Raw genomic sequence first — 25,232 nt, forward strand, 5'->3', positions numbered from 1 at the left:
TGCAACCAAAACAAAAAAATGCATCTTATAATAAAAAGAATTATATTTAACCCGAAAAAAAACTAAAATGACTATGACGAAAAAAATGATTTCGTGGCTGTCTCTTGTGGCAGTGTTTCTTTTTCTTCTACACTCCTGTGTGCACGATGAGATCTATTCTTCTTCCGATCCTGCATCCGAATCCTATCATTCTAAAAGTTTATGGAAAGAAGATGAAAAGTACATTAAAAATGTAATGAAAATTTACTCCGAACACGAGGACAACATCAAGAAATTTTCCGGGACTCCAGACTGGGATTATGCCATGAGTATGGGAAAATATGATGAATCTTTTATGGTGGTTCCCATCATAGAAAATGGTAAAGTAGTAAATACATTGGCTTGCGCAAGGTTCGATAAAAAAGTTTACTTCCGTTACGAAAATTCTGAAACCAATAAAGCTTTTTTCCAGAACATCATCTATGGAAAATATACCCGATACAAGACAGATGCGAATAACACCAAAACAAATACACAGAAAGGGATAGTTTGTATAACCAAAACGATTTCCATGTGGTATCCTGATAACGAGTCTAATCCTAATGCGGGAGGACACTGGGAAACCAATTATTACACCAATTGCTATAACTATTTAGATTACTCCAGTCCGGGATGGGAAGATAATGGTGGCGGAGGCTACGACTACGGCGGTGGTGGCGGAAGTGGAAATAACAACCCAAATAATCCCAATAACCAGACGCCCTGCGAGAAAACGAAAAATATTGTAACCGATCCTAAATTAAAGCCTAAAATTGACAGCCTCAAGCAATATTCTTTAACGGCTGTAGCGAATGAAAAAGGCTATCAGCAGGATAAAGCTGGAAATGTAACGCCTGCAACTGTAAACGGAGTACATCATGTAGATTTTATTATTGGTACCAATTCTTTAGGCGGAATTCATTGCCATACACTTAATGGAACCCATATGTTTTCTCCAAAAGATATCTTAACTCTTTTAAGTTTTGCAGGAGTACAAAACCAAACCTTGCCAATAGGTAGCACTGTCGACAATACAGGAAATGCTTATTTAGGAATGATTGCCCAGTCTGGCAGTTATTTTATTACCTTTAATGGCGGAAGTGGAGATTTGCCTCCACCAATGACCGATGCAGAAGAAGAGGCTTTTGAATTAGAGATGAATAAAATTTACAAAAAAACAGTTGAAGATTTACTAAAAGCAGAAGGAAAAAGTAAAAATGATGATCTATCAGATGCAGGACTTCAAAAATTATTTTTTAGCATAATCAAAGAGATGGGTTTAGATGGCAAAATTAACCTTATTAAAGAAAATAACGGTAATACTTCTACCATACAACAAAACCCAGACGGAACCATAAAAGCTCCAATACCTTGTTAACTTATTAAAACAATTATTATGAAAAATATATTTTTATTATCAATTATACTGTTGTCTTTTTCTTGTAGGGCACAACAGATCTACCCATTAGCTACAAGTTTTTCTACAATTCCTGACAACGCATACTTAAAAGATATAAATAATGAATTATTGCCTTTTGTTGGAATATGGAAAGCTAATTTCAATAACAAAGAAATCACCATTAAGATAGACAAGATTGACCATCATTATATGAAATTAGGTACACACATGTATTATCAAGATATGCTATTTATTCGCTATAGTATAAAAAATTCTCAAGGCACAATAATAAAAAGTACAATGAATTTGAATATTGAGAATTCTAATATCGAAAGTAGCACAATTTTTCCAAATCAGTTGATTTCATTTATTTATTCAGGAGGCGATTGTAGATTTGGCTGGGGAGATGTTGATTTACAGTTGATAGATTCTACACACATAAAATGGAGATATCAACCAGAAGGTGTTATTCTCACCAATCTAAACTGTCCTAACGGGGCAGATACAACAATCTATTTACCTGAAACAAACAATTTAGTATTTACCAAACAGTAATAAAAGCCTCTTCGGAGGCATTATTTCTAAATACAAATTATAATGCAACAATTATTATATTTTTTAATTCTCACATCTTCTCTTTTACAGTCTCAAGTTATAAAAGACAGTGTTCTAGGAAATCCAAAATATGTAAAAGAATATGTAGTTTTTCTAAATGATTCCGGTCCGTTTACTTTTATGAAAGGTGATAATGAATATGGTCATGCTACAAGAATGGTTCCTAAAATTCTGAGAAGAAGTATGTCGGGATCCTGGTTTGAAACCGATTTTTGCAGATATATCAACAATGAAACTTATTATGATAAAAACCGTAATATTACAAAAGAAACATGGTATTATAAATCGGGAGAAATTGTTGATGATTATACATATACATACGATAGTTTGGGAAGATTAATTAATGAAAAGACTAATGACAAATACTCTACAACCAATAAAAAATATATTTATAAAGGTTTAAGTAAAAAATTAAAATTTACAGAATATCGTTCAAAATGGGAAAATGAACCGGAGAAAACCTATTTTAATAATCGTGAATATAATGCTCCATTTATAGTAACAAGATTTGATACTTTATCGAAAACCGACAGTGTTTTTGCCGTAACAGATTTCGTATGGAAGAAGGTAGGAGAAAATTCTTTTCAAGAAGGGAATGATTCTATCTTCCGAAAAAAACTTTGTCAGGTTAATTTTTATGATGACGACTTCCAAATTAAAGAATCTAAGTTCTTTGATTATAAAATTGACCATTATAATAAAAAACTTTTTCAAAGCGGGTACACAAAATACGAACGTGATTCATTAGGAAGAATTAAAAAAGAAACACAAATTCAGGATGACAAGTATCATTATTTTGTACCGGAAAAGAACGGAAAATATCGTGAGGAAATAAAAGATGGAGGTTATGCAAGTACATCAGCAATGGCTTACGAGTATTATGATGATGGCAACCTTAAAACAAGAACACACTTTTATCAAGGAAATATATCAAATAGAATTCAGTTTGTATATAAAAATAATCGAATAGAAAAGATTTTTTACTTAGATACTTGGGGAAAAGATAAAAACAACTTAAAACCAACTGAAATTATTTTCAAATACAAATTCGATAAACAAAAGAACTGGACGGAAATTATTAAAAACATAGATGGAAAAGACCTGTATAAATGGGTAAGAGAAATTAAATACTATGAATAGAAGCTGTTTCAAAAAGAAACATCTTCTTTTTTAGGTTATATAATTATGAGATTCTGTTTTATTAAAGATCTTTATATTACACTTTACGAAATATTGCCTATAAAGAAAATAAACAATAGCAAACGAAAACCACCTTTCTTTGGTGGTTTTACTTTTTTATTATACAGATCAGCTATTCTTTTCTTGATTTAAATCTTACAAAATCCATTAAATCGACAAACACCAAAATTTCTCCGACGAATGCGCTTTTTCTGTCCCGAAACTTCTAACAAATTTAAACTAATTTTCAATTTTTTACCCTATTTTTGCATTGTTTTGAAACTTACATTCAATAAAATCATCACTTTTCCTTTGGTAATTCTCATCAGATTTTACCAGTGGTTTATTTCGCCCCTGCTTCCCAAAAACTGCCGTTATGAGCCTACCTGTTCGCATTATATGGTGAAAGCGCTTCAGGTTCATGGTATTTTTAAAGGATTCTGGCTGGGTGCAAAAAGAATTTCAAGATGTCATCCGTGGGGAGGAAGCGGATATGATCCTGTACCGCCAAAAAAGTAAAATTTAAAATAAACAACTACTAAAAAAATAACAATGAGTAATATTTTTTTCAGAATGTATCTCGTCATTTTTGCGTTCATTACCCAGTGTCTTGTTGCGCAGAATTATCCGGACGGAATGTCCGACGGAACTTTAAAAGTAAACTCTACCAATGTTCCGGTAAAAATTTATTCGACCACCGAAGTTCAGGATCTGAATGAATTTGCAGACAAACCTATTAAAGAAAATGTACTTGTTATTCTGAATGAGTCTAATTTCGAACCTGTTTATGTAAATTACAGTATTGCGACATTGGCGAAATACAAGCTTGTTCATTATCAGCTTTTAGACAAGGATTTTAAAGTGATTGATGCGGCGGCAACGAAGGAAAATATCAATACCTTTAAGTATGCCGTTAAAACTGCAAAACCTCTTACCGAATCAGACAACATCAGTCTGGAAACTCCTTTTAAGATCTGGGATCCTACAAAAGGAATTCAGTTGGGACCTATTACACTTCATTTTTATAGTCTGATGTTCATTTTTGCATTCGGTTTCGGGTATATTTTAATGAACAGAATCTTTAAAATCGATAATGTAAACCAGAAATATTTGGAACCACTTTTCACATGGACTTTACTGGGAACCATTCTGGGAGCAAGAATGGGACACGTTATTTTTTATCAGCCCGAACTTTTCAAAGAAGATTTCTGGAGTGTATTTTTACCGATCAGTACGAAAAACGGCTTGAAGTTCACCGGATTTTCAGGATTGGCAAGTCATGGTGCAACGATTGCTTTAATTTTTACAACCCTTTATTATTCATTTAAAATCATCAGAAAAAATCCTTTCTGGGTATATGACAGATTAGGAATTGTGGTTGCTTTGGGCGGTGCTTTTGTAAGAATGGGAAATTTCTTCAACTCTGAAATCATCGGAAAACCTGTTGATCCCAACTCTCCTTTCGCAATACTTTTTCCACAGCAAAGCAGTGAATACGGAGTGACGGTTCCGCGTTATCCTTCTCAGTTATTTGAAGCTTTCGGATATGTCTGTCTTTTTGTTTTACTGTGGATTCTGTACAGAAAAACCAACAAAAAATATCAGCAGGGATGGCTATTCGGATTGTTTTTCATTATTCTCTGGGCAATCAGATTCTTTGTAGAATTCCTGAAAGAACCGCAGGGTGATGAATTTATCCATTTCGGAGGATTAAATACGGGACAGATTTTATCCATTCCGTTTATGATAGCAGGAGTTATTATTATGATCGTTTCAAAAAGATTCAAAATTACTCAGGCTGAAAACGAAAAACCTGAATAAGCGAAACATTTAAAATAAACTTTAAACTAATTTCAGAATTAACTGCAAAAGATAATGATAAAGCTAATTTCAAGAGTAATCAAAGTGCTCAAATCAATAAAAATCAAAGATTTTTAAAAACTATTGTGATCTTTTCATTTATAATCACCAACTTTAAATAAATGATTAGTTCATCTTTTGCGACTAAATAAAAAGTTTAAACAGATAATATAAAAAGGCAAGTTTGTGATCAGACTTGCCTTTATTTTTTATCACTAAAATATCTTTAAATTATAATGCTCTTTCCACTTTTGCATTCAGTTCTTTGAAAACAGTTCCGAATTCCTCAATAACATCTGTAGGAAGCATAGACTCTTTGGAATGCTTTTCAGAAGCAAATTCTGCAGCTCTTCCGTGAAACCAGACTCCTAAAATTGCAGCCTCTTTTTCTGAGTAATTCTGTGCCAGAAAAGAAGTTATTATTCCGGTTAAAATATCTCCGCTTCCGCCTTTCGCCAGTCCTGAGTTTCCTGTAATATTGTAAAAAACATCTCCTTCCGGCGTTACAATCTGAGTATGATGATCTTTTAAAACAATATAAATTCCCAGTTCTTTGGCTTTATTTTTTGCCAGTTTTACTCTTTCAAATGAATTTTCAGTGGTTCCGAATAGTCTTTCAAACTCTTTCGGATGAGGTGTTATAATGGAATTTTCAGGAATTATCTTTAAATTTTTCGAATCCTGTGAAATGATATTCAATGCATCTGCATCCAAAATCAAAGGTTTAGAATGATTTTTTAAAAAGGTAAGAAAACTTTTCACGGTCTTTTCGTTTGTTCCTAAACCGGGGCCAATTCCGTAAACTGCATTATCATCCTTTTCAAAATGATCTATGAAATCATTTCCGCCTTCGATAAACATGGCTTCCGGATTCGAGGTCTGCAAAACTTCATAACCGCATTTCGGAGCCAGTGTAAAAGTAAGTCCGGTTCCTGATTTCAGAGCTGATTTTGTAGAAAGAACGGCTGCTCCTATTTTTCCATAGCTTCCTCCTGCAATAATTACTTTTCCGTAAGTTCCTTTGTGCGAAAATTCATCTCTTGGCCTGAAAAGATCCTTAATCTTATCTTCGTTGATGACAAAATCTTCGGTTTTTGTTTCTGTAATATATTCCTGATGTAATTCAATATCCAAAACCTTCACTTTCCCTGCATATTTTCCGGTTTCGGGATGAAGGAAAGCTTTTTTCCAGAACTGAAAGCTCAAAGTGAAATCGGCTTTAAAAATTGCAGCATTTTCAGAAGAAACAGTGTCTGCAAAAAGTCCGGAAGGAATATCAATAGAAATTTTAAGATTATTCTTTAAATTCAGAAAATCAATCAGCTCTTTAAACTCTCCTTCAATATTTTTTGATAACTCGGTTCCGAAAAGTGCATCTATAATAACTGTTCTGTTGTCAAACCGATACTCTTTTACTTCCTTGAATTCTTTAACGGAAACTCCGGAAAACTCTTTTAATTCTCTGAAATTATTTCCTGCATCCGCAGAAAATTTTGCTTTGGTACTGGTAAAAACATCTACATCAAAACCTTTCAGATGAAGCATTCTGGCAATAGCAAAACCGTCGCCGCCATTATTTCCTTTCCCGCAGAAAACCGCAAAATTTCTGTGATTTTTACAATTCTCAAAAATCCAGTCAACACAAGCCTGCGCTGCTCTTTCCATCAACTGTCCGGAAGATATCGGCTCATTTTTTATCGTATATTCATCACAATTGCGAATCTGCTCTGCTGTGAAAATTTTCATATTTAAAGTAACATTTTGGTATTAATAGCAATTTACGAAAAAGAATTTTTAATTGGTTTGAAAAGAATTATATGAATCTGTTAATTATAAAATTTTTACACTTTAAAATAATTGGTTAATATTTAATTATAAAATACGAAAATTATATTTTTTTTTGTAATTTAAACCCATGTTTTATTAAAATAATACTTAAAAAAATATAAATTATGGGATTTGTAAAAGAATTTAAAGAGTTTGCGATTAAAGGTAATGCTTTCGATCTTGCTGTAGGTGTCATCATCGGCGGAGCTTTCGGAAAAATTGTAACGAGCGTTATCGATGATTTAATTATGCCAATTGTTGCTGCACTGGTAGGGAAGCCGGATTTCAGCAGCATTTATTATGCTATGGGAAAAGGTGCAGAAAATATTCCGGCCGGAGCTACGCTTGCCAAAGCTAAAGAAATTGCTCCTGATGCTGCTATTTTTGCATACGGTAACTTCATTACGGTTGCCATTAATTTCCTTTTACTGGCACTTGTTGTATTTATTATGGTAAAAGCAATCAACAAAATGAAGAAAGAAGAAGCTGCCGCTCCGGAAGCTCCTGCTGCTCCTACTGCAACAGAACAACTGCTTGCGGAAATTCGCGATGAGCTGAAAAAGAAGAATTAAAAAAATTCGTTATAAAACAAGACTCCGGCGCAACGAAGTTGCGCCGGGGTTTTTTATAGTATCAGAAAATTACTGAATCTGTAGAATACTTGAAATCTGTTCTGCCAGAGAAAGCCCGATTCTGTCCTGCGCTTCCAGTGTAGATGCACCTGTATGCGGCGTCATGGAAATTTTCGGATGATTTAAAATTTCCTTTGAAGGAGTTGGTTCGTTGATGAACACATCCAAACCTGCAAACTTCACCTTTCCGGAATTCAACGCGTCAATTAAAGCAGTCTCGTCAATCACTCCGCCTCTTGAACAATTTACGACAGCTACACCGTCCTTCATTATTTCGAACTCATTTTTCCCGATCATATAACCGTCTTTCTGAGCCGGAACGTGAAGGGTGATAAAATCTGAATGTTTCAGAACATCCTGAAGCGGTTCTGTTTCAATATCAACATTAATGAACTGGTTGTTATAAAACTTAACTTTAATACTTGCTTTACCTACATTATTATCTGCAGCAATCACTCTCATGCCAAGACCTAAAGCAATTTTAGCCACTTCCTGCCCGATTCTTCCCATTCCTACAATACCGATGGTTTTTCCTTTCAGCTCGATTCCGGCAGCATAAGCTTTTTTAAGACCTGCAAATTCGGTGTCTCCCACCAAAGGCATTTTTCTATTGGAATCCTGTAAAAATCTTGCCCCTGAAAACAGGTGCGCAAAAACCAGCTCGGCAACCGATTCTGAAGATGCAGAAGGGGTATTGATCACATGAATTCCTTTTTCTCTTGCATAGTCTACATCAATATTATCCATTCCTACTCCACCTCTTCCGATGATTTCGATGGAAGGGCAATTATCGATAATATCTTTTCTCACCTGTGTTGCGCTGCGTACCAAAATTGTACGGATCTGGTGTTCATTAATATAATCTACCAACTGTTCCTGCGGAACTTTCGTAGTAATTACTTCAAAACCTTTCTCTTTCAATGCATCAATACCGGATTGATCCAAACCGTCGTTTGCTAAAACTTTCATAAAACTTTTATAGATTTAATAATTGGGAAAATTAAAAGGATTAAAAACTATTTATCATAATATTTAATCGTTTAATCTTTTTCCTTAATTTTTTTATTCGTCTTCTTTGAAAACTTCAATAGTAACCTGTTTTTCAACCAGATCTGTAAATCTTCCTTTGTATCTTGTTGCTCTTACCAGATGATTATCAATCCAGTGATAATTTCCGCCTCTTGGTTTTCCGCATAAAACACTGTGATATTTGAAACCGTGCTTATCTAACCAGTCTATGGTAATCTGCTTTAAGTTTTCTGTTCTTGACGTGAAAAAACAAATCTGGTGACCTTCGTCATACCATTTGTTGATGGTTTCCAAAGCATCCGGAAAAGGCTCACAGGTAACCATTCTTTCAGGTTCTTCGTTTGGAACGTCTTCTGTAATGGTTCCGTCAATATCAATTAAATAGTTTTTTACGCCGTCCTTAAGAATCGGACTAATGTGTTCTATGTACTCTAATTCCATCATAAAAATTTGAAGTGCAAAGTTACTGTTTTTGCATCAAAAAGACTTATTAAACTTGCTTTATATTAAATATTTACAGCAAAAACATTTATTTAATGAATAATATCAATAACTAATTTGCTTTTTATACAATTTTAATTAAAATTTTCCTCTTTAGTGAAACTTTAACCCGTTGTATTAATTGATGAAAAAACCGAAGTAAGCTGAAAACCAAAAAATATGATGTTTCACCAAAAATTTCCAAAATACATTTATTACACTTACATTTGTAGAAATGGAAGAATTCGTAGTTTTAGTAAATCCTGAAGACAAAGTTCTTGGCTTGATGGAAAAGCAGCAGGCGCACATCAACGGCTTACTGCATCGTGCTTTTTCAGTTTTTTTATTCAACAGCAATGGCGAAATGCTTTTGCAGAAAAGAGCTTCCGGAAAATATCATTCTCCTCTGAAATGGACCAATGCAGTCTGTTCGCATCCAAGAAATGAAGAAACTTATCTTGAAGGAGCCAAAAGAAGGGTAAAAGAAGAGTTGGGAATTGATGTGGAGCTTTCAGAGAAATTTAATTTCATCTACAAAGCCGACGTGGGAAACGGACTTTGGGAACACGAGCTTGACCATGTTTTTACAGGAACTTTTGAAGGCGAATTCTATTTAAATAAAGAGGAAGTGGAAGAAGTACGCTATATTTCTCTCGAAAATCTCAACAAAGAAATTTCTGAAAATCCTGATAACTTTACAGAATGGTTTAAAATCATTCTCGAAGAATATAAACACAATCTGCACTGATGAAAAAGTTTTTTCTTATCATGTCTTTGGTAACCGCATCTTTATTTTCTGCACAGTCTGTCCCAAAGAAAGTGTATGAAAATGATAACTACTCCATCACGCTTCCGGAAGGCTGGAAAGTAACCAACGACAGCGAAATCATCAATATTTTTCCGGGCAACGAGATTGGAGCCATTACGATTTCAGAATATCACGATCTTAATCTGCCGGAAAAAGAAACCAAAAAATTTATTCTCGCGCTTTACAAATCTTCGGATGACGAAAAGAAAATAAAAAGCAAAAGCGGAAAAAAAGGATACACAGAATATTTTTACGAATACGATGATGAACACGAAAAACTCCACTGGATCACCAGAGTTTTTCAGAAAGACAAAGATTTGTTTCTCGTTACTATCAACTGCACACAGAAATACTGGAACGGAAATTATATGAAGCTTTTCAACGAGGCTTTCGACAGTTTTAAAATAAAGAAATAGAAATAAAAATTAAATATGAAGAAAACAGCATTGTACGACAAACACGTTTCTTTAGGAGCTAAAATCGTACCTTTCGCAGGCTTTGAAATGCCTGTACAATATTCTGGAGTTACTGAAGAACATTTTGCCGTAAGAGAAAAGGCAGGTTTGTTCGATGTGTCTCACATGGGACAGTTTTTCATTGAAGGGGCGGGTTCCAAAGAACTTCTCCAATACGTTACCACCAACAATGTAGATGCTCTGGAAAACGGAAAAGCTCAGTATTCTTGTCTTCCGAACGAAAACGGAGGAATTGTAGACGATCTTATCGTTTATAAAATGGAAGACGACAAATATTTCGTGGTTGTCAATGCTTCAAATATTGATAAAGACTGGGATCATATCTCCAAATACAATACTTTCGGAGCAAAGATGACGAATGCTTCAGACGAAATGTCTTTATTGGCAGTTCAGGGACCGAAAGCGACTGAAATTCTTCAGAAATTAACCGAAACTAACCTTTCTGAAATTCCTTACTACCATTTTACAGTAGGTTCTATGGCGGGAGTAAGTGATGTGATTATTTCCAACACAGGCTATACCGGAAGCGGAGGTTTTGAGATCTATTTTAAAAACGAATCTGCCGAAAAACTTTGGGATGCTATTATCGAAGCAGGTGCAGAAGAAGGAATTATCCCTTGCGGACTGGCTTCCAGAGATACTTTGAGACTGGAAAAAGGATTCTGCCTTTATGGAAACGATATTGACGATACCACTTCGCCAATTGAAGCAGGCTTAGGATGGATCACAAAATTCGATAAAGATTTTGTGTCTAAAGAAACGTTTGCCAAGCAAAAAGAAGAAGGCGTTACCAGAAAATTAGTAGGTTTTGAATTAACGGACAAAGGAGTTCCAAGACACGACTACCCTGTTGTAGACGCAGAAGGAAACGTCATCGGAAAAGTAACTTCGGGAACGCAATCGCCGATGAAAAAAATAGGTTTAGGTCTTGCGTACGTAGATAAACCTCACTTCAAATTAGGTTCTGAAATCTTCATTCAGGTAAGAAACAAAAACATTCCTGCTAAAGTAGTAAAAGCTCCTTTTGTATAACTGATTGTTTTTTAACGAATATAAAACCGCCTCACAAATTCTGCAAGGCGGTTATTTTTTGGGAGCTGTTTCCGGCTATCCACTTTATCTTTATTTTTTGCCGGAGCTTCGCTCCGGCAAAAAAATAAAGGATGCCGTTTCTATCCGGGCTAAATAATTATATTGCAATACATTTTTTCGTACTATTGCAGAAATTTTTTCTGATGAAAAAAATGGTATTTCTCTGTATCATCATACTTATTGTAGTTTACATTTTCTATCCTGTTTTTGACAGTTAAGGAATTTCTTATCTCATTATTTTCATCTGCTTTGTAACACTCTGTTTTACCATTGCAAAAATAATGACGGGAAATTTTCCAACAGATTATGAATCAACAGAAAAAGAGATGAACAGACTTTATTCAGAAGACGGAATTTTCAGTTATAACGCAGAAGGTTTTTATTTCAAAAAAGAATCAAAACCCCAACAATACATTAAATATTCAGATATTATAGAAGTAAATTCGTTTTCTATTCGTTTTATGCAAGATCAAATTCAATCCGGTCTTGAAATAATTACGGTCAATGAAAAATATGAATTTCTAGATCAATACTGTACAGGAATGGAGAAATTCACCGAAAAACTTTCCGAAAACCTTCCTTTTCATCAGAATGACGAATTAAAAATGATGAATAATAATGGTCTAAAAAAAAGAAATTTATTTTTAAGATCATACGAAAATCGCTTTACAGAATTACATAACAGTTAATTTTTGAAAGTGATTTGTTTAAGACTTCCTTCAGTTGAAGTTTGCTTCCCGCAAATTGTTTGAGACTTTCTGCAATTGTTGGTAATGCCGAAAAAAACCTCACAGGTTTTTAAAACCTGTGAGGTTTAAGTTATAAAGAGAATATAAGATGAGTTTAACTCTTCTTTATAAAATTTACTTTAAATAACAAGAATAAAGATGATATCAAGAATGGAATTCCGCTGATTAAAGAGAATTTATCTAGGTCCGATCTTGAAAAATCCTGAACTAAAACAAAAAATATCAATAGGAGAAGAAGTGAAAAAATTGTTATTAAAGTTCTCTTCAGCCGCCCTGCTTTTATTCTCAGACAAATTAAAAGTAATATCTGAAAAATTAAAGACAAAAAGGATACCGGCATCAATCTTTCGTCATAGTGACTCCAGTTAAAAGCAGGGAAATCCGTAAAGATAAAGTTTAGGCTTAAAATTTCATAGACGAATAAAAAACCAAATCCATGACCGGCTCCGATTAATATAAATGCATTTAAAATAACTGTAGTTATTACCGGAAAATTTAACTTTTTATCCATAAGTCTACTCTTTTACATTCCCAAAAAACCTCACAGGTTTTAAAAACCTGTGAGGTTTGAACCTTAAAAATATTTAAAATAGTCGTTACAATTACAAGAAATTAAGGTTTTTCATTAAGTATATCTTACTACTCTACTCCAAAAAACTCCCGTAAAGCTTCCACATTCTTCTTTTCATTTCCAACAAAAATACTATCATCGGTAATGAAAACGGGACGTTTCAAAAAAGAATAATGATCCAGCAGCAAATCTTTAAAACCATTTTCCGAAAGAGATTTTACATCTATCTCTCTTTGCTTGATCTGGGTAGATTTTTTACTGAACAGCGCTTCATAAGACTTTGTTTTTTCATACATTTCTGCAAGTTCTTCTTTGGTAACGGGAGTTTTTTTTATTTCACGCAGTTCCCAGTCTTTAAGATCAAATTCAGCCATTATTTTTTTACATGTACCACAGGTATTCAGGTAAAATACTTTTTTCATTGAGAGATTTATTTTGATGGTTAATAGAAAATTTTAACATTTTCATTCTTCAAAAGTAAGATTTAATCCAAAATTTTAAAAATTATAAATACCTTTATTCAAATTTTAAAAAGAATGGACAACAAACCGATCACTTTTCAGTTTATTTCAGAACCTTCAGATGTCAACTACGGTGGAAATGTACATGGAGGGAGCGTCATGAAATGGATTGATCAGGCTGGTTACGCCTGCGCAACAACGTGGAGCGGAAATTACTCCGTAACAGTATATGTTGGCGGAATCCGTTTCTACGAACCCATCAAAATCGGAGAAATTGTAAAAGTGGAAGCGCAGGTTATTTACACGGGTTCATCGAGTATGCATATTTCCATCAATGTATTTTCCAGAAACCTGAAACAACCGAATTTCGATAAAAAAACACACTGCATCATTGTATTTGTTGCCGTAGACGAAAACGGAAAAAAACTTCCCGTTCCGAAATGGATTCCGGAAACAGAAGAGGAAAAGCAGAAAGAACAGTATGCAATTCGATTAATGGAACTAAGAACTCAGATTGAGGATGAAATGAAGCCTTTTCTGTAGAAAATTTTGAGGCTCTGCATACAGAGATTTGAAGGCGGAAATTACATTCTGAAAAATGATTTATAATTTTTATCTTTGCAGTACAAAAGGAAATGGTGTTCTTCCTTATCCAACCGCTTTTCAAAAGCTGATGACGCCTGATTAAAAGATTATTAACAGTAATTGATCAGGAAAATTATGTCTCAACATCAACGAACTTTAAACCGTACAATAAAATTTCACACTGGTTTTTTCTTCAGAAAATATCCGGCTTTGCCTTATATCCTGAAATGGCTTTTTATCAGTAGTATTATCGGAATTTTGGTAGGAAGTGCTTCTGCCGGATTTTTAAAATCATTGCAATGGGCAACCGATTTCCGGGAAAATCATCTCTGGCTGATTGCGTTTTTGCCTTTAGGTGGATTTTTAACGGGACTTTTGTATTATTATTTTGGAAAAGATGTGGAAGCAGGAAACAATTTGCTTCTGGAAAATATTCAGGAACCGAAGGAAATTATTCCTTTTAAAATGGCACCTTTTGTTTATTTAGGAACGATGGTCACTCATTTTTTCGGAGGTTCTGCAGGTCGTGAAGGAACTGCTCTTCAAATGGCGGGAGCGATTTCCGATCAACTGACAAAAATCCTGAAACTTGATAAAAATGACAGAAAAATTTTGCTGATCTCGTCTATTGCCGCGGGTTTTGGTTCTGTTTTCGGAACTCCTTTAGCGGGAGCGGTTTTTGGACTTGAAGTTTTTCTGATGGGACGAATTCGTTATAATGCTATTTTTCCCGCTTTTACTTCTGCGGTTCTGGCTGATCTTGTTACCAATCTCTGGAAAGCAAAACATACGCACTATCATATCGAACTTATTCCAAAACTTGAATTTTTACCGATTTTATACAGTGTTTTGGCAGGAATTTTATTTGGAATCTGCGCAGCAGCTTTCAGCAGGATGATCCATTTTACGGGCTCTGTTTTCAAATCTAACATAAAATTTCCTCCGTTTCGTCCGGTTGTGGGCGGAATCATTGTTGCTGTTGCCGTTTTTGCAATGGGAACTACAAGATATATCGGATTGGGGATTCCGACCATTGTAGAATCTTTTGAAAAACAGCTTCCGCTTTATGATTTTGCCTTCAAAATGATTTTTACCATCGTTACGCTTTCTGCAGGATTTAAAGGCGGTGAAGTGACTCCCCTTTTCTTTATCGGAGCAGCTTTAGGAAGTGCATTGTCATTATTTATTCCGCTTCCGTTTGGTTTGCTCGCCGGAATGGGATTTGTGGCTGTTTTTGCAGGTGCAACCAATACTCCTCTTGCATGTATGCTTATGGGAATTGAATTGTTTGGAGCTGAATGTGGAATCTATGTGGCAATTGCATGCATTGTTTCTTACTTATTTTCAGGAAATAACAGTATTTATACAAAACAAAAGATCGGTGAAGCCAAAAACAGCAGATTTGAGCATCTTGAGGATAAAAATTTCTCGGATTTGTAAAGTCGTTGATGTTGTTGATTGATTGTTATCAGCTATTAATGCTGTAATTCTATTATAATTAAAAACGATCAACCGTCAACTAAAAACCAATAACCACAATGTTTGATTACAGATTAAAAGTTTATCGGATATTTTATTCTGGCTATTTTGCTGAACACTTATTTTCCTTTTGTTGGTGAACTTAGTTCCTCCATTACTTTTTTAGCGAAGTCCGGATTAAATTTAACGTTGTTTTTTATTGGTTCTACTCTTTCTGTTGAAACTTTGAAAACCATCGGTTTTAAGCCTCTTGCTTTTGCTGTTTTTCTATGGATTTTCATCAGTACCGGAAGTCTGCTGTATATTTTAAATTTTAACTGATGGACGTAAGAGATCCTGTCATCTAGCCTCGATTGGAGCAATTGTCTGAGCTCATTTTCATTATTTGGGCTGCGGCAGCTTCGCTGCCGCAGCCCAAATAATGAAAATAGCGAGTGCGGAAAGCGAGATAAAGCTCCAAATTATTTTTTGCTTCATAACAGACATCTATTAATTACAAAAACCTTTTGGAAGGTCCCAAAAGGCTTTTGCGTATTAAATGTGGAAATGTTTATTTCTAATTGAAATAATTTCTTATATAGCGTCGTTGCAGGTATAAACCTGCGGACAAGCGATGTACTGAACGCAGTAAAACGGTCCTGTTACAGATCCTGAACAACTGCATCCGCATTTTGAAAGATCCGGTGTTCCGCTTACGCCTCCTGTAATGTTTTTAAGATCGGCTTTTTTTAATTTTGTTGCTTTTTTTAAAAAATTTTGCATTGTGATGTGGTTTTTGATATTAAACGTTAGTTTTAGTTGCGTGCCAAAGTTAAACAAATATTCATTATTCAGAGCATAATTTACTATTATTTTTGATAATTTATTTATTCTCTTAAACTTATTAAAACTGATAACGAAAATTTGAGATTATTATTTCTTAAACAGCAGAAATTATTCTGTAAATTCAAGATCTTTGTCGTGGGTTTCTGAAACCGTTAATGAAGAGTAGAAAGCCAGTCCGAAAACAATAATTCCCACAATTGCCGCACTTACAATTACCGAAAAATCTTTCTTAAAAAGATCAAAGGCGAAGATCATTACGGGAACCAATCCGCGAACCATATTCGGAACGGTGGTAGTTGCCGTATTTCTGATATTGGTTCCAAACTGTTCGGCTGCCAGTGTAACGAACATTGCCCAATATCCTGTTCCCAATCCTAGCCATACGCAGAAGATGTAATATTTTGTTTCGGTATTGGTATTTCCGAAAAGCATCAGTACAACTCCAATAATGGTAAAAATCAGCATATAGAAAATCGCCATTTTTCTGGATTTTAAAAAGTGGGAAATAAAACCGCTTGCCAGATCTCCGGCAGAAATTCCAACGTAAGCCCACATAATTGCTTTTCCGGGATTAAGGTCTTTAATTCCGAGTTCCGGTGCAAACTGATTGGCTAAAACAGCTAGAATCCCGATGCAAAACCACGTGGGTAAACCAATTGCAATACATTTTAAATAGCGTACTAAACGGTCCTTATTGGTGAAAAACGACAGGAAATTTCCTTTGGAAACCGACCGGTGTTCCATTGTTTTATAAATTCCGGATTCGGAAACACTGATTCTGAGAAATAAAAGCATAATTCCTAAAATTCCACCGATGATGTAAGAAATATTCCACCCTCCTGCTAATTCTACCGTTAACTGAGCCACAACCGCCCCCATTAATCCGAAACCTGCAACCACAGACGTTCCGATCGCTCTTAAATTCTTTGGCAGACTTTCAGAAACAAGGGTAATTCCGGCTCCGAGTTCTCCGGCAAGTCCAATTCCCGCGATAAATCTTAAACCCGCATATTGGTACACCAGATGCTCTTTTGGAAAATAGGGTAAAAATCCACATGCAATATTTGCCAAAGAATAGACTAAAATAGAACCGAACAAAACAGAAAGCCTTCCTTTTTTGTCACCGAAAATTCCCCAGAAAATTCCGCCCAAAAGTAAACCAATCATCTGTGCATTTAAAATAAATGTTCCGTCGACATCAGGATTCAATCCTAAAGCTTTTAAACTCGGAATTCTTACGATCCCGAATAAAAGTAAGTCGTAGATATCTACAAAGTAGCCTAATGCGGAAATGATAACAGGAATGGAAAAAATGTACTTCAGTTTTGAAGATGTGGAAAGTTCTTGCATTTTGGAGTTTTAAATTTTGCTAAAAATAAAAAACCTTCCAATTTCTTGAAAGGTTTTTATGAATTATCTTTTTCTGATTCTTATCTCGCAATATTTACAGCTCTCGTTTCTCTGATTACTGTTACTTTTACCTGTCCAGGATACGTAAGTTCGTTCTGGATCTTTTCTGAGATGTCGTAAGATAACTGAGAAGCTACTTCATCGTTTACTTTTCCGCTTTCTACCATTACTCTTAACTCTCTACCTGCCTGAATGGCATAAGCTGAAGAAACTCCGTCGAAACTTAATGCTGCAGATTCAAGATCTTTTAATCTCTGGATGTAAGATTCAAGAACCTGTCTTCTTGCTCCTGGTCTTGCTCCTGAGATTGCATCGGCAACCTGAATGATCGGAGACAATAATGAAGTCATTTCCACTTCGTCGTGGTGCGCTCCGATGGCATTGACAACTTCTGCATTTTCACCGTATTTTTCTGCCCATTGCATACCTAGTAAAGCGTGAGGAAGTTCAGATTCCTGCTCAGGAACTTTACCGATATCGTGTAACAGTCCTGCTCTTTTCGCAAGTTTTACATTTAAGCCTAATTCAGCCGCCATTGTTGCCGCGATATTCGCCACTTCTCTTGAGTGCTGTAACAGGTTTTGTCCGTAAGAAGAACGGTATTTCATTCTACCTACGATTTTAATTAATTCAGGGTGTAATCCGTGGATTCCTAAATCGATGATCGTTCTTTTTCCTACTTCAATAATTTCCTCCTCAATCTGCTTTCTTGTTTTTTCAACAACTTCTTCGATTCTTGCAGGGTGAATTCTTCCATCTGTTACCAATCTGTGAAGGGATAATCTTGCGATTTCTCTTCTTACCGGATCGAAACATGAAAGAAGGATTGCTTCCGGAGTATCATCTACAATAATTTCCACTCCAGTTACCGCTTCCAAAGCACGGATATTTCTACCTTCTCTACCGATGATTCTTCCTTTTACCTCATCCGATTCGATATTGAAAACGGATACTGAATTTTCAATCGCCTGTTCTGTTCCGATTCTCTGAATGGTCTGGATAACGATTTTTCTTGCTTCACTTTTTGCATTAAGCTGCGCTTCTTCCATAATGCTCTGAACGTGCGCCTGAGCTCTTGTTTTCGCTTCCGCCTTCATGGTTTCTACCAATTCAGCTTTTGCTTCTTCAGCGGTGTAGTTGGCAATTTTTTCTAAAATTTCAACTTTTTTCGCTGTTGCAATATCAAGTTCGTGCTGTTTTCTTTCTAAAATTTCTGTTTTTTTAGCGTAATCAGCGATTTGCTTATCCAGATCTTTTTCAAGTTTTCCGGTTTTGCTAAGCTCGTCGTTCAGCTTATGCTCCTTATCCTTGATTCTTTTTTCTACCTCCTGCATTTTCTTTTCTCTTGCCTGAATGTCTGCATCGTGCTGAGATTTCAGTTCAAGGAATTTTTCTTTTGCCTGAAGGTTCTTTTCTTTCTTTATGGATTCAGCTTGTACATTAGCTTTTTCTATAAGGTTTTCGGCATTTTTCTGTGCATCATCTATAATAAATTTTGCTTTGGTATTCAACGAGCTTTTAGAGAAAAATATCCCTGCAACTGCACCGATTACCAAACAAATAACGCCGACTATAATGGCTGTTGTCATAATCTATATTGAGTTTTAATTGTCTTACTATTCATAAATAAAAAAAGCCCACAATAATCCAGAGATTGAGAGTAAACTCCTAATCAACACGATTTGAACTGATTTCCACTGTCTGTAATCCGGAGAACCGGCACGCCATTCAATGGACATTTGTTCGGTAATTGTTTAGCGTTGAGTTTACCTTTAATGTGTTAGAATTATTGTAGGCAGCTTTTTCGGGAAAAAAAATCTATTTCCCTGTTTCATTATTCAACGACTGATTAATTTTTAATAATCTTTCGTTGGTAGATTGTATGGTTTTATCGTAGTTCATAGACACCACTTCAGCATTGGTTCCTAATTTCAGGGCACACATCGCTAAAGCATCCTGTTTGTCTCTCACATCGAAATTCTGTTCAAAATCTTTAATCATATTCTCTATCTGCTTCCCGACTTTGCGCAGGGTTTCTTCCTCTGCTGCCGGTACATTCAGCGGATATACTCTTCCGGCTATATTAATGGTTATTCTTCTTACTTCCATTATAATCCACTGTTTTGAAGCTGCGCAATGCAGAAATCTATTTCTTTCACCAACCTGTTGATGTGGTTTTTCATCAATCGGTTGTGTTCAGGATTTCCTGATATTGCTGAATAAAGTTTTATATTTTTTTGTTCTTCTGCTAATACCTGATTTTTTCTTCTTTCTTCATCGTATCTCTTCTTCAGATCTTCATGCTCAACATTTAATTCCGAGAATCTTTCGCTAAGATTTTTGTAATTTTTCTGTAACTGCAAAATCTTTTTTTCTAATTCTGAAAAATTGTTTTCTAAATCTTGAAGCATTTCAGGTTTTGTATATTCTAACTATTAGCAAAAATAACAAAATATTAATACTAACAAAAATAAAACGGTCTATATTTTGCCCTGAAACAAAAAAGGAGATACAAAATATATCTCCTTTCTCTATTTTATAGTAAATTTTTATTCAAATTTCAGTACAAAAAAGATTGCTCTTGTGTGTAAAGTAGACATTGCAGACGTCCAGTAAGGAGGTGTTGTTGCATTATCTGCCACAATTTCATTGTTCATAATGAAAGTTCCTCTTACGGCAGGAGTCAGTTTAAATTTATTGAAATAAAACTGGATTCCCATTTCTGCAGACCATGCAAAGTTATGCGTAGTAGATCTGAAAACCTGCTGCATATTGTCGTCTGTAGAAGTTGCATTAGACTGAAGGTTTACGATATAGTTTACCCCGGTTGCAACGTAAGGTCTGGAATTGTACCATCTGTTCCCGTGGAATTCCAGCAATACCGGAACATCTATAAGGGTAGTTTTAATATCTCTTATTTTGTCTTTATCCGTTAATTTCATCGGAATAAAAGGATCGTTCGTCAAAGTACCCGCAGCATACTGGTCGTTGCTCTGCGTATTGAAAGTAAGCTGTCTCTGCCCAAATTGTAACCCTGGCTCCAATCTTACATCCAAAAAGTCATTCAGTCTCCACTTTGCAATTAAACCTGCACCGAAACTGTAGCTTTCTTTAGATGTAACAAGATTCTGATTGTTGTTCATCCCATATCTTGGATTGAGAACAATACGGTAGTCTAGTCTGTTACCACTTAGATAAAAACCCCAACTGAATTTCTGTTCGTCAAAGTCTTCCAACTTATCCATTCTGTTTCGGGTTCTGAATTGCGCGTTTGCTAAAACTGCAACATTTACTGAGGCTAAAACCAGTGCTCTTAATAAAAATTTATTCATAGGTTACTTTGTTGCTTTATAAATTGTGGCTATACCTAAACTTAGTTTTTTATATTCAACTTTTTTAAATCCTGTATCTAAAAGAATTTGTCTCATCTTTTCCCCGTAAGGAAAAGCATTTACAGAATCCGGAAGGTATGTATACGCCCTGTTATCTTTGGAAACCAGTCTGCCGATTGCAGGTAAAATGTTTTTAAAGTAAAACATATACAATGGTCCCATAAACCCTTCAACCTTTGAAAACTCCAGTATATAAACACTCTTGTTATCTTTAACTACTCTTCTTAATTCTGCCAAACCTTTGGTAAGGTTTTCAAAATTCCTAACTCCGAATGCAACGGAAACCGCATCAAATCTGTTATCTTCATACAGTAACTTCTCCGCATCTCCTTTTTGCATGGAAATTTTGCCGTCTAATTTAAGTTTTTTTATTTTAATAACGCCAACATTTAACATTTGTTGCGATAAATCTAAACCAATTACTTTAGAGCCGGTTCCTTTTTCCACAGCAATCGCCAGATCACCCGTTCCTGTAGCCACATCCAGCACTTCCTGCGGATTATCTTTTTTCATCCATTTCACCAGTGTATTTCTCCACATCACATCGATTTTCATGGATAAAACCCGATTCAGAAGATCATACTTCGGTGCAATATTGTCGAACATATCTTCTACCTGACTCTTTTTAGTAGCGTCGGTATTGTAAGGCGTAATTTTGGTAATATCTTTTGTCAAAACTTAAAACTTGTAATATTCATTATAATAATTAAGGTAATCCTGCTTTCTGAAGATCTTCGATCTTGATTCTACCTTCTGGATATTTTTGATAATTTTATCGTAATCTTCGTCTACGTTATAATAAAAATCATCGGTAAACAGCTTACTGAAACGTCTTGCGCCTCCGAAATACGGTTTTCCGTCTATGATGGTTTTATCTAATGCCAAAAGTAATGAATCTTTTTTAAGATTATATCCGTAATACTGATCATTGATATAATAATCCTGATGAGCGATATTGATAAGACCTCTGATTTTTTTTACCTCAAAAGCAGAATCGAATAATAATTTTTTATTCCGGTCGAAAACTTTTATAGAATTTTTTCCCTGATTAAGATCTACGGGAACCGTCTGTCCGCCTGCAATTATACCTTCGGAACCATTATTGATTTTATAGTAAAACGTATCCGGCGTAGGATTATCCACTACGTAGTAATTTTTTTTGGCTAAAAAAAGGAAATAAATCCCAAAGGCTACGATAAACGCCACAACTGCAATAAGTAAGCCTTTTAAAGAAGGATTGTTTTTCATAGGATTGTAAAGTACAATTTTTGCAAATTTAGTAATATTTTTAATTCTCTGTTATTAATATTAATTATTAACTTTGCATCTTTAAAAAAAATCATATAAACGAATGCCGAATACGATCATTATTGGTTCTGGATCTTATCTTCCCAGCAGAATTATAGGAAGAGACTTTTTTCTAGATTCAGAGTTTTATTCAGAAGACGGGGTAAAGATTGACAAACCTGCTGAGGAAACGATCTCAAAATTTGTAGAAATTACAGAGATAGAAAACAGAAGATTCATAGAAGATGATCTTTCCAACTCAAAAATCGGTTACGAAGCTGCAAAAATTGCTATTGCAGATGCAAAAATAGATCAGGAGGAACTGGATTATATCATTTACGCAAGTAATTTCGGGGAAGTTACTGTAAACGGATACGCAGATTTTATGCCAACAATGGCAGCGAGAGTGAAAAACAAGTTAGGCATTAAAAACAGAAAATGTGTTACTTACGATATGCTTTTCGGATGTCCGGGATGGGTGGAAGCGATGATTTTGGCAGACAACCTAATTAAAGCTAAAGTGGCTAAAACCATCTTGGTAATCGGTGCTGAAACATTAAGCAGAGTAACAGATCCGCATGACAGAAATAGAATGATCTTTGCAGACGGAGCAGGTGCTGTTGTGGTTCAGGCTACAGATCAGGAAAATGTAGGAATCATTGCTCACAATACAATCTGTGACAACGGTGTGGAACTGGATTATCTTGCCAACGGACCATCCATCAACAAAGATTCTGACCAGACCCGTATTTTCGTAAGAATGCAGGGCAGAAAAATCTACGAATATGCGTTGAAAAACGTTCCGGCTGCGATTAAAGAAACCATTGAAGACGCTGGTCTTTCTATTGAAGACATCAACAAAATCTTAATTCATCAGGCAAATGCAAAAATGGATTATGCGATGATTGAAAGGCTTCACAAGCTTTATAATGTGAAAGAGTATGACCATTCCATCTCTCCAATGACGATCCAGAATTTCGGAAATTCTTCCGTAGCAACCATTCCTACTATGTTTGATTTAATAATTAAAGGAAAAATGGAAGGTCAATCGTTTAAAGAAAAAGGTAACATTGTAATGACTTCGGTAGGAGCCGGAATGAACATCAATGCTATTGTTTACAGATTTCCTTAACAACATTTAATTTAAAATATAAAAAAGCACAGGGAAAATTAATTCTTTGTGCTTTTTTTACACTTAGTTATGCAAAGAAACTTTTTTATCATTGCGGCAGTTTTTATTTTTCTGGAAATTTACATTTACCAGGCAATCAGAACTTTAACAGATAACAACTGGATCAAAATAGGCTACTGCGTCATTTCTTTAGCGGTTTACGTTTTTTTCGCTTACGAAGTTTCCCACTTCAGCAGAGCAGACCGAAGCATGATGCGCGCGCAGATTATGATCTCCCTGTTCCTAATTTTTATTCTGCCCAAAGTTTTCATCGTTTTATTTTTATTAATTGATGATATCTTCAGAACCGGAAGCTATCTTATCGGACTTACCCGCCCGTCAGAAAACTTTTTCCCTGAAAGACGAAAGTTTTTAAGCATTATGGGATTAGGTTTAGGAGGTGTTCTTTCAGCTCTTTTTATCGACGGAATTACCTTTGGAAAATACCGCCATAAAGTAAGAAGAGTACGAATGAATTTTGCGAATCTTCCCCAAAGCTTTAAAGGATATAAAATCGTACAGATTTCCGATGTTCACAGTGGAAGTTTTGCGGATCCGGGAAAGCTTCAGCATGCAATTGACTTAATCAATGAACAGAATCCTGATCTGGTTCTTTTTACCGGAGATATGGTGAATAATGTTGCTGAAGAATTCAAACCATTCATTCCATTATTTTCAAAAATTAAAGCGAAAGACGGAAAATTTGCCGTTCTTGGAAATCATGATTACGCAGATTATGTAAGCTGGGACTCTCCGGAAGCCAAAAAGAAAAATCTTGATACCTTAATTGATTACGAAAGACAGGCCGGTTTTGATATGCTTCGGAACGAACACAGAATCATTGAAAAAAATGGCGAAAAAATATACATTTTAGGTGTTGAAAACTGGGGATTGAAACCTTTTCCACAGTTTGGAAGATTAGATGATGCCCTAAAAGGAGTTCCGGAATCTGCTGTTAAAATCTTAATGAGCCACGATCCTACCCATTTTGATTATGTGGTGAAAAAACACCCTGCAAATGTTCATTTAACGCTTTCAGGACACACCCACGGAATGCAGTTTGGTTTGGATCTGAAAAACATAAAATGGTCTCCTGTTCAGTATAAATATCCGAAATGGGCAGATTTATACGAAAGCGAAGGAAAAATGCTTTATGTAAACAGAGGCTTCGGAGTTTTGGGATATCCCGGAAGAGTCGGCGTTTTACCGGAAATTACGCTTTTTGAACTTGCTTAAATCACAAACACTTATTGCGTTTGATTCAAAGATATTTTTCACTCAGTTTTTCGATAAGTAGATTTGAATCAATCGCATTCTCATCAAATCTTGTTAAAGCTTCACGAACCTTAGGATATTCGTCTATGAATTCAAGGTTTTCGATTTCTTCTAATTTAAAGTCATTCATGATCTTCCGGAACAATTCTTCATCCACTCCCCAATATTTTATATATTTACTTTCATCAATAAATATTTCGACTAAGTTCTCATCATCATTATAGATTAGCCCAAAATTTATAAAAGCATCCTGAGTAAGTTCTTTTTTATATTGATTAATAAATTTCAAAATACTGTCTTTTTCCTCATAATTGCCATAATTTAAGTCAAAATCAATATGCCCAAATAGAACAGCCGCAACTTCGGGTAATGTTTTTGAAAGCGCAACAATTAAATTCCAGAGGTTAGAATTATCAATATTTATTTCAGCAAAAAAATCAAATCCTATCGATTCATTCTCAGAATTATTTTCTTTAAGCTTAAAAGTATATCCCTGAACAATATTTGCAGTTTTACTCTCTTCCCATCTTTTTAAGATTGAAGGATTGTTGGGAATCTCATCTTCATTTAAAAATCTTATCGTTTTGGGGGATTCCAAAGTTTTTTTCATAA

The 25,232-nt window shown here is 35.0% G+C and carries 28 protein-coding genes and 1 riboswitch; of the genes, 14 read left to right on the forward strand and 14 right to left on the reverse strand.

Annotated elements, in window-relative coordinates:
- The first annotated feature begins 67 nt into the window (after positions 1 to 67).
- From AC52CF_RS13305 to lgt, 5 genes are all read left to right on the forward strand, one after another.
- Entirely contained in the window at positions 68 to 1,396 is a 1,329-nt protein-coding gene (locus tag AC52CF_RS13305; RefSeq protein ID WP_496517255.1) for a hypothetical protein, read from the forward strand.
- An 18-nt stretch (positions 1,397 to 1,414) separates the two neighbouring features.
- Positions 1,415 to 1,972 carry a DUF6705 family protein gene (locus AC52CF_RS13310; protein WP_496517256.1) on the forward strand — a complete coding sequence of 186 codons (558 nt, stop codon included), beginning with the start codon at positions 1,415 to 1,417 and terminating at the stop codon, positions 1,970 to 1,972.
- Positions 1,973 to 2,014: 42 nt separating this feature from the next.
- Positions 2,015 to 3,172, forward strand: coding sequence for a hypothetical protein (locus AC52CF_RS13315; protein ID WP_496517257.1), 1,158 nt, complete (start codon positions 2,015 to 2,017; stop codon positions 3,170 to 3,172).
- Positions 3,173 to 3,487: 315 nt separating this feature from the next.
- The gene (gene yidD / locus AC52CF_RS13320) at positions 3,488 to 3,730 is read left to right on the forward strand and encodes a membrane protein insertion efficiency factor YidD (RefSeq protein ID WP_076393366.1); all 243 of its coding nucleotides are present in this window, start codon (positions 3,488 to 3,490) and stop codon (positions 3,728 to 3,730) included.
- Positions 3,731 to 4,243: 513 nt separating this feature from the next.
- Positions 4,244 to 5,032 (forward strand): prolipoprotein diacylglyceryl transferase, encoded by a 789-nt coding sequence (gene lgt / locus AC52CF_RS13325; RefSeq protein ID WP_496518220.1) that lies wholly within the window; start codon positions 4,244 to 4,246, stop codon positions 5,030 to 5,032.
- A gap of 270 nt (positions 5,033 to 5,302) precedes the next feature.
- On the opposite strand, the gene AC52CF_RS13330 is transcribed toward lgt, so the two are convergent.
- Positions 5,303 to 6,817, reverse strand: coding sequence for an NAD(P)H-hydrate dehydratase (locus AC52CF_RS13330; RefSeq protein ID WP_496517258.1), 1,515 nt, complete (start codon positions 6,815 to 6,817; stop codon positions 5,303 to 5,305).
- Between the two features lie 206 nt (positions 6,818 to 7,023).
- Here AC52CF_RS13330 and mscL point away from each other — a divergent pair, with 206 nt between their 5' ends.
- Positions 7,024 to 7,470, forward strand: coding sequence for a large conductance mechanosensitive channel protein MscL (gene mscL, locus AC52CF_RS13335; RefSeq protein WP_076393362.1), 447 nt, complete (start codon positions 7,024 to 7,026; stop codon positions 7,468 to 7,470).
- Between the two features lie 69 nt (positions 7,471 to 7,539).
- Here mscL and AC52CF_RS13340 read toward each other — a convergent pair whose 3' ends face one another.
- Both AC52CF_RS13340 and AC52CF_RS13345 read right to left on the reverse strand, forming a co-directional pair.
- Positions 7,540 to 8,499, reverse strand: coding sequence for a D-2-hydroxyacid dehydrogenase (locus AC52CF_RS13340; RefSeq protein WP_496517259.1), 960 nt, complete (start codon positions 8,497 to 8,499; stop codon positions 7,540 to 7,542).
- Positions 8,500 to 8,592: 93 nt separating this feature from the next.
- Complete coding sequence (locus tag AC52CF_RS13345; RefSeq protein WP_076393358.1) at positions 8,593 to 9,000, reverse strand: LNS2 domain-containing protein; 408 nt, start codon at positions 8,998 to 9,000, stop codon at positions 8,593 to 8,595.
- 274 nt (positions 9,001 to 9,274) lie between these two features.
- Here AC52CF_RS13345 and idi point away from each other — a divergent pair, with 274 nt between their 5' ends.
- The 4 genes from idi (at position 9,275) to AC52CF_RS13365 (ending at position 12,104) form a co-directional block, all read left to right on the forward strand.
- Positions 9,275 to 9,787 carry an isopentenyl-diphosphate Delta-isomerase gene (gene idi, locus AC52CF_RS13350; protein ID WP_214589253.1) on the forward strand — a complete coding sequence of 171 codons (513 nt, stop codon included), beginning with the start codon at positions 9,275 to 9,277 and terminating at the stop codon, positions 9,785 to 9,787.
- Positions 9,787 to 10,263, forward strand: coding sequence for a hypothetical protein (locus tag AC52CF_RS13355; RefSeq protein WP_214589252.1), 477 nt, complete (start codon positions 9,787 to 9,789; stop codon positions 10,261 to 10,263). The genes idi and AC52CF_RS13355 overlap by 1 nt, the downstream gene beginning before the upstream one ends.
- A gap of 15 nt (positions 10,264 to 10,278) precedes the next feature.
- A complete protein-coding gene (gene gcvT / locus AC52CF_RS13360; protein WP_214589251.1) occupies positions 10,279 to 11,355 on the forward strand; it encodes a glycine cleavage system aminomethyltransferase GcvT in 1,077 nt (358 codons plus the stop codon).
- Positions 11,356 to 11,696: 341 nt separating this feature from the next.
- A complete protein-coding gene (locus tag AC52CF_RS13365) occupies positions 11,697 to 12,104 on the forward strand; it encodes a hypothetical protein (protein WP_214589250.1) in 408 nt (135 codons plus the stop codon).
- A gap of 699 nt (positions 12,105 to 12,803) precedes the next feature.
- Here the strand turns inward: AC52CF_RS13365 and AC52CF_RS13370 are convergent.
- Positions 12,804 to 13,157, reverse strand: a complete 354-nt coding sequence (locus tag AC52CF_RS13370) for an arsenate reductase family protein (protein ID WP_214589248.1) — start codon at positions 13,155 to 13,157, stop codon at positions 12,804 to 12,806.
- A 114-nt stretch (positions 13,158 to 13,271) separates the two neighbouring features.
- Here AC52CF_RS13370 and AC52CF_RS13375 point away from each other — a divergent pair, with 114 nt between their 5' ends.
- Both AC52CF_RS13375 and AC52CF_RS13380 read left to right on the forward strand, forming a co-directional pair.
- Positions 13,272 to 13,739 carry an acyl-CoA thioesterase gene (locus AC52CF_RS13375; protein WP_214589247.1) on the forward strand — a complete coding sequence of 156 codons (468 nt, stop codon included), beginning with the start codon at positions 13,272 to 13,274 and terminating at the stop codon, positions 13,737 to 13,739.
- Positions 13,740 to 13,818: 79 nt separating this feature from the next.
- Positions 13,819 to 13,886, forward strand: a riboswitch (Fluoride riboswitch).
- Between the two features lie 30 nt (positions 13,887 to 13,916).
- Entirely contained in the window at positions 13,917 to 15,221 is a 1,305-nt protein-coding gene (locus AC52CF_RS13380; protein ID WP_214589246.1) for a voltage-gated chloride channel family protein, read from the forward strand.
- A gap of 158 nt (positions 15,222 to 15,379) precedes the next feature.
- Here the strand turns inward: AC52CF_RS13380 and AC52CF_RS13385 are convergent, their stop codons facing one another.
- The 9 genes from AC52CF_RS13385 to AC52CF_RS13425 form a co-directional block, all read right to left on the reverse strand.
- Positions 15,380 to 15,541 (reverse strand): hypothetical protein, encoded by a 162-nt coding sequence (locus AC52CF_RS13385; protein ID WP_214589245.1) that lies wholly within the window; start codon positions 15,539 to 15,541, stop codon positions 15,380 to 15,382.
- A 292-nt stretch (positions 15,542 to 15,833) separates the two neighbouring features.
- Positions 15,834 to 16,022 carry a hypothetical protein gene (locus AC52CF_RS13390; RefSeq protein ID WP_214589244.1) on the reverse strand — a complete coding sequence of 63 codons (189 nt, stop codon included), beginning with the start codon at positions 16,020 to 16,022 and terminating at the stop codon, positions 15,834 to 15,836.
- A gap of 171 nt (positions 16,023 to 16,193) precedes the next feature.
- Positions 16,194 to 17,435, reverse strand: a complete 1,242-nt coding sequence (locus tag AC52CF_RS13395; protein ID WP_375190970.1) for an MFS transporter — start codon at positions 17,433 to 17,435, stop codon at positions 16,194 to 16,196.
- 80 nt (positions 17,436 to 17,515) lie between these two features.
- A complete protein-coding gene (rny, locus tag AC52CF_RS13400; RefSeq protein WP_214589242.1) occupies positions 17,516 to 19,084 on the reverse strand; it encodes a ribonuclease Y in 1,569 nt (522 codons plus the stop codon).
- Between the two features lie 229 nt (positions 19,085 to 19,313).
- Positions 19,314 to 19,604: a cell division protein ZapA gene (locus tag AC52CF_RS13405; protein WP_214589241.1), complete on the reverse strand. Its 291-nt coding sequence runs from the start codon at positions 19,602 to 19,604 to the stop codon at positions 19,314 to 19,316.
- A complete protein-coding gene (locus AC52CF_RS13410) occupies positions 19,604 to 19,906 on the reverse strand; it encodes a V-type ATPase subunit a family protein (RefSeq protein ID WP_214589240.1) in 303 nt (100 codons plus the stop codon). Before AC52CF_RS13410 ends, AC52CF_RS13405 begins: the two co-directional genes overlap by 1 nt.
- A 138-nt stretch (positions 19,907 to 20,044) precedes the next feature.
- On the reverse strand, positions 20,045 to 20,827 hold the full coding sequence (gene porT / locus AC52CF_RS13415) for a type IX secretion/gliding motility protein PorT/SprT (protein WP_214589239.1): 783 nt from the start codon (positions 20,825 to 20,827) through the stop codon (positions 20,045 to 20,047).
- Positions 20,828 to 20,830: 3 nt separating this feature from the next.
- On the reverse strand, positions 20,831 to 21,562 hold the full coding sequence (ubiE, locus tag AC52CF_RS13420) for a bifunctional demethylmenaquinone methyltransferase/2-methoxy-6-polyprenyl-1,4-benzoquinol methylase UbiE (RefSeq protein WP_076393308.1): 732 nt from the start codon (positions 21,560 to 21,562) through the stop codon (positions 20,831 to 20,833).
- Between the two features lie 3 nt (positions 21,563 to 21,565).
- Positions 21,566 to 22,135, reverse strand: coding sequence for a hypothetical protein (locus AC52CF_RS13425; RefSeq protein ID WP_214589238.1), 570 nt, complete (start codon positions 22,133 to 22,135; stop codon positions 21,566 to 21,568).
- A 103-nt stretch (positions 22,136 to 22,238) separates the two neighbouring features.
- Here AC52CF_RS13425 and AC52CF_RS13430 point away from each other — a divergent pair, with 103 nt between their 5' ends.
- On the forward strand, positions 22,239 to 23,306 hold the full coding sequence (locus AC52CF_RS13430) for a 3-oxoacyl-ACP synthase III family protein (RefSeq protein ID WP_214589237.1): 1,068 nt from the start codon (positions 22,239 to 22,241) through the stop codon (positions 23,304 to 23,306).
- A gap of 69 nt (positions 23,307 to 23,375) precedes the next feature.
- Positions 23,376 to 24,581 carry a metallophosphoesterase gene (locus tag AC52CF_RS13435; protein ID WP_214589236.1) on the forward strand — a complete coding sequence of 402 codons (1,206 nt, stop codon included), beginning with the start codon at positions 23,376 to 23,378 and terminating at the stop codon, positions 24,579 to 24,581.
- 25 nt (positions 24,582 to 24,606) lie between these two features.
- Here the strand turns inward: AC52CF_RS13435 and AC52CF_RS13440 are convergent, their stop codons facing one another.
- Positions 24,607 to 25,230: a hypothetical protein gene (locus AC52CF_RS13440; protein ID WP_375182235.1), complete on the reverse strand. Its 624-nt coding sequence runs from the start codon at positions 25,228 to 25,230 to the stop codon at positions 24,607 to 24,609.
- Positions 25,231 to 25,232 lie beyond the last annotated feature (2 nt).

The organism is Chryseobacterium sp. 2P, assembly GCF_059579425.1.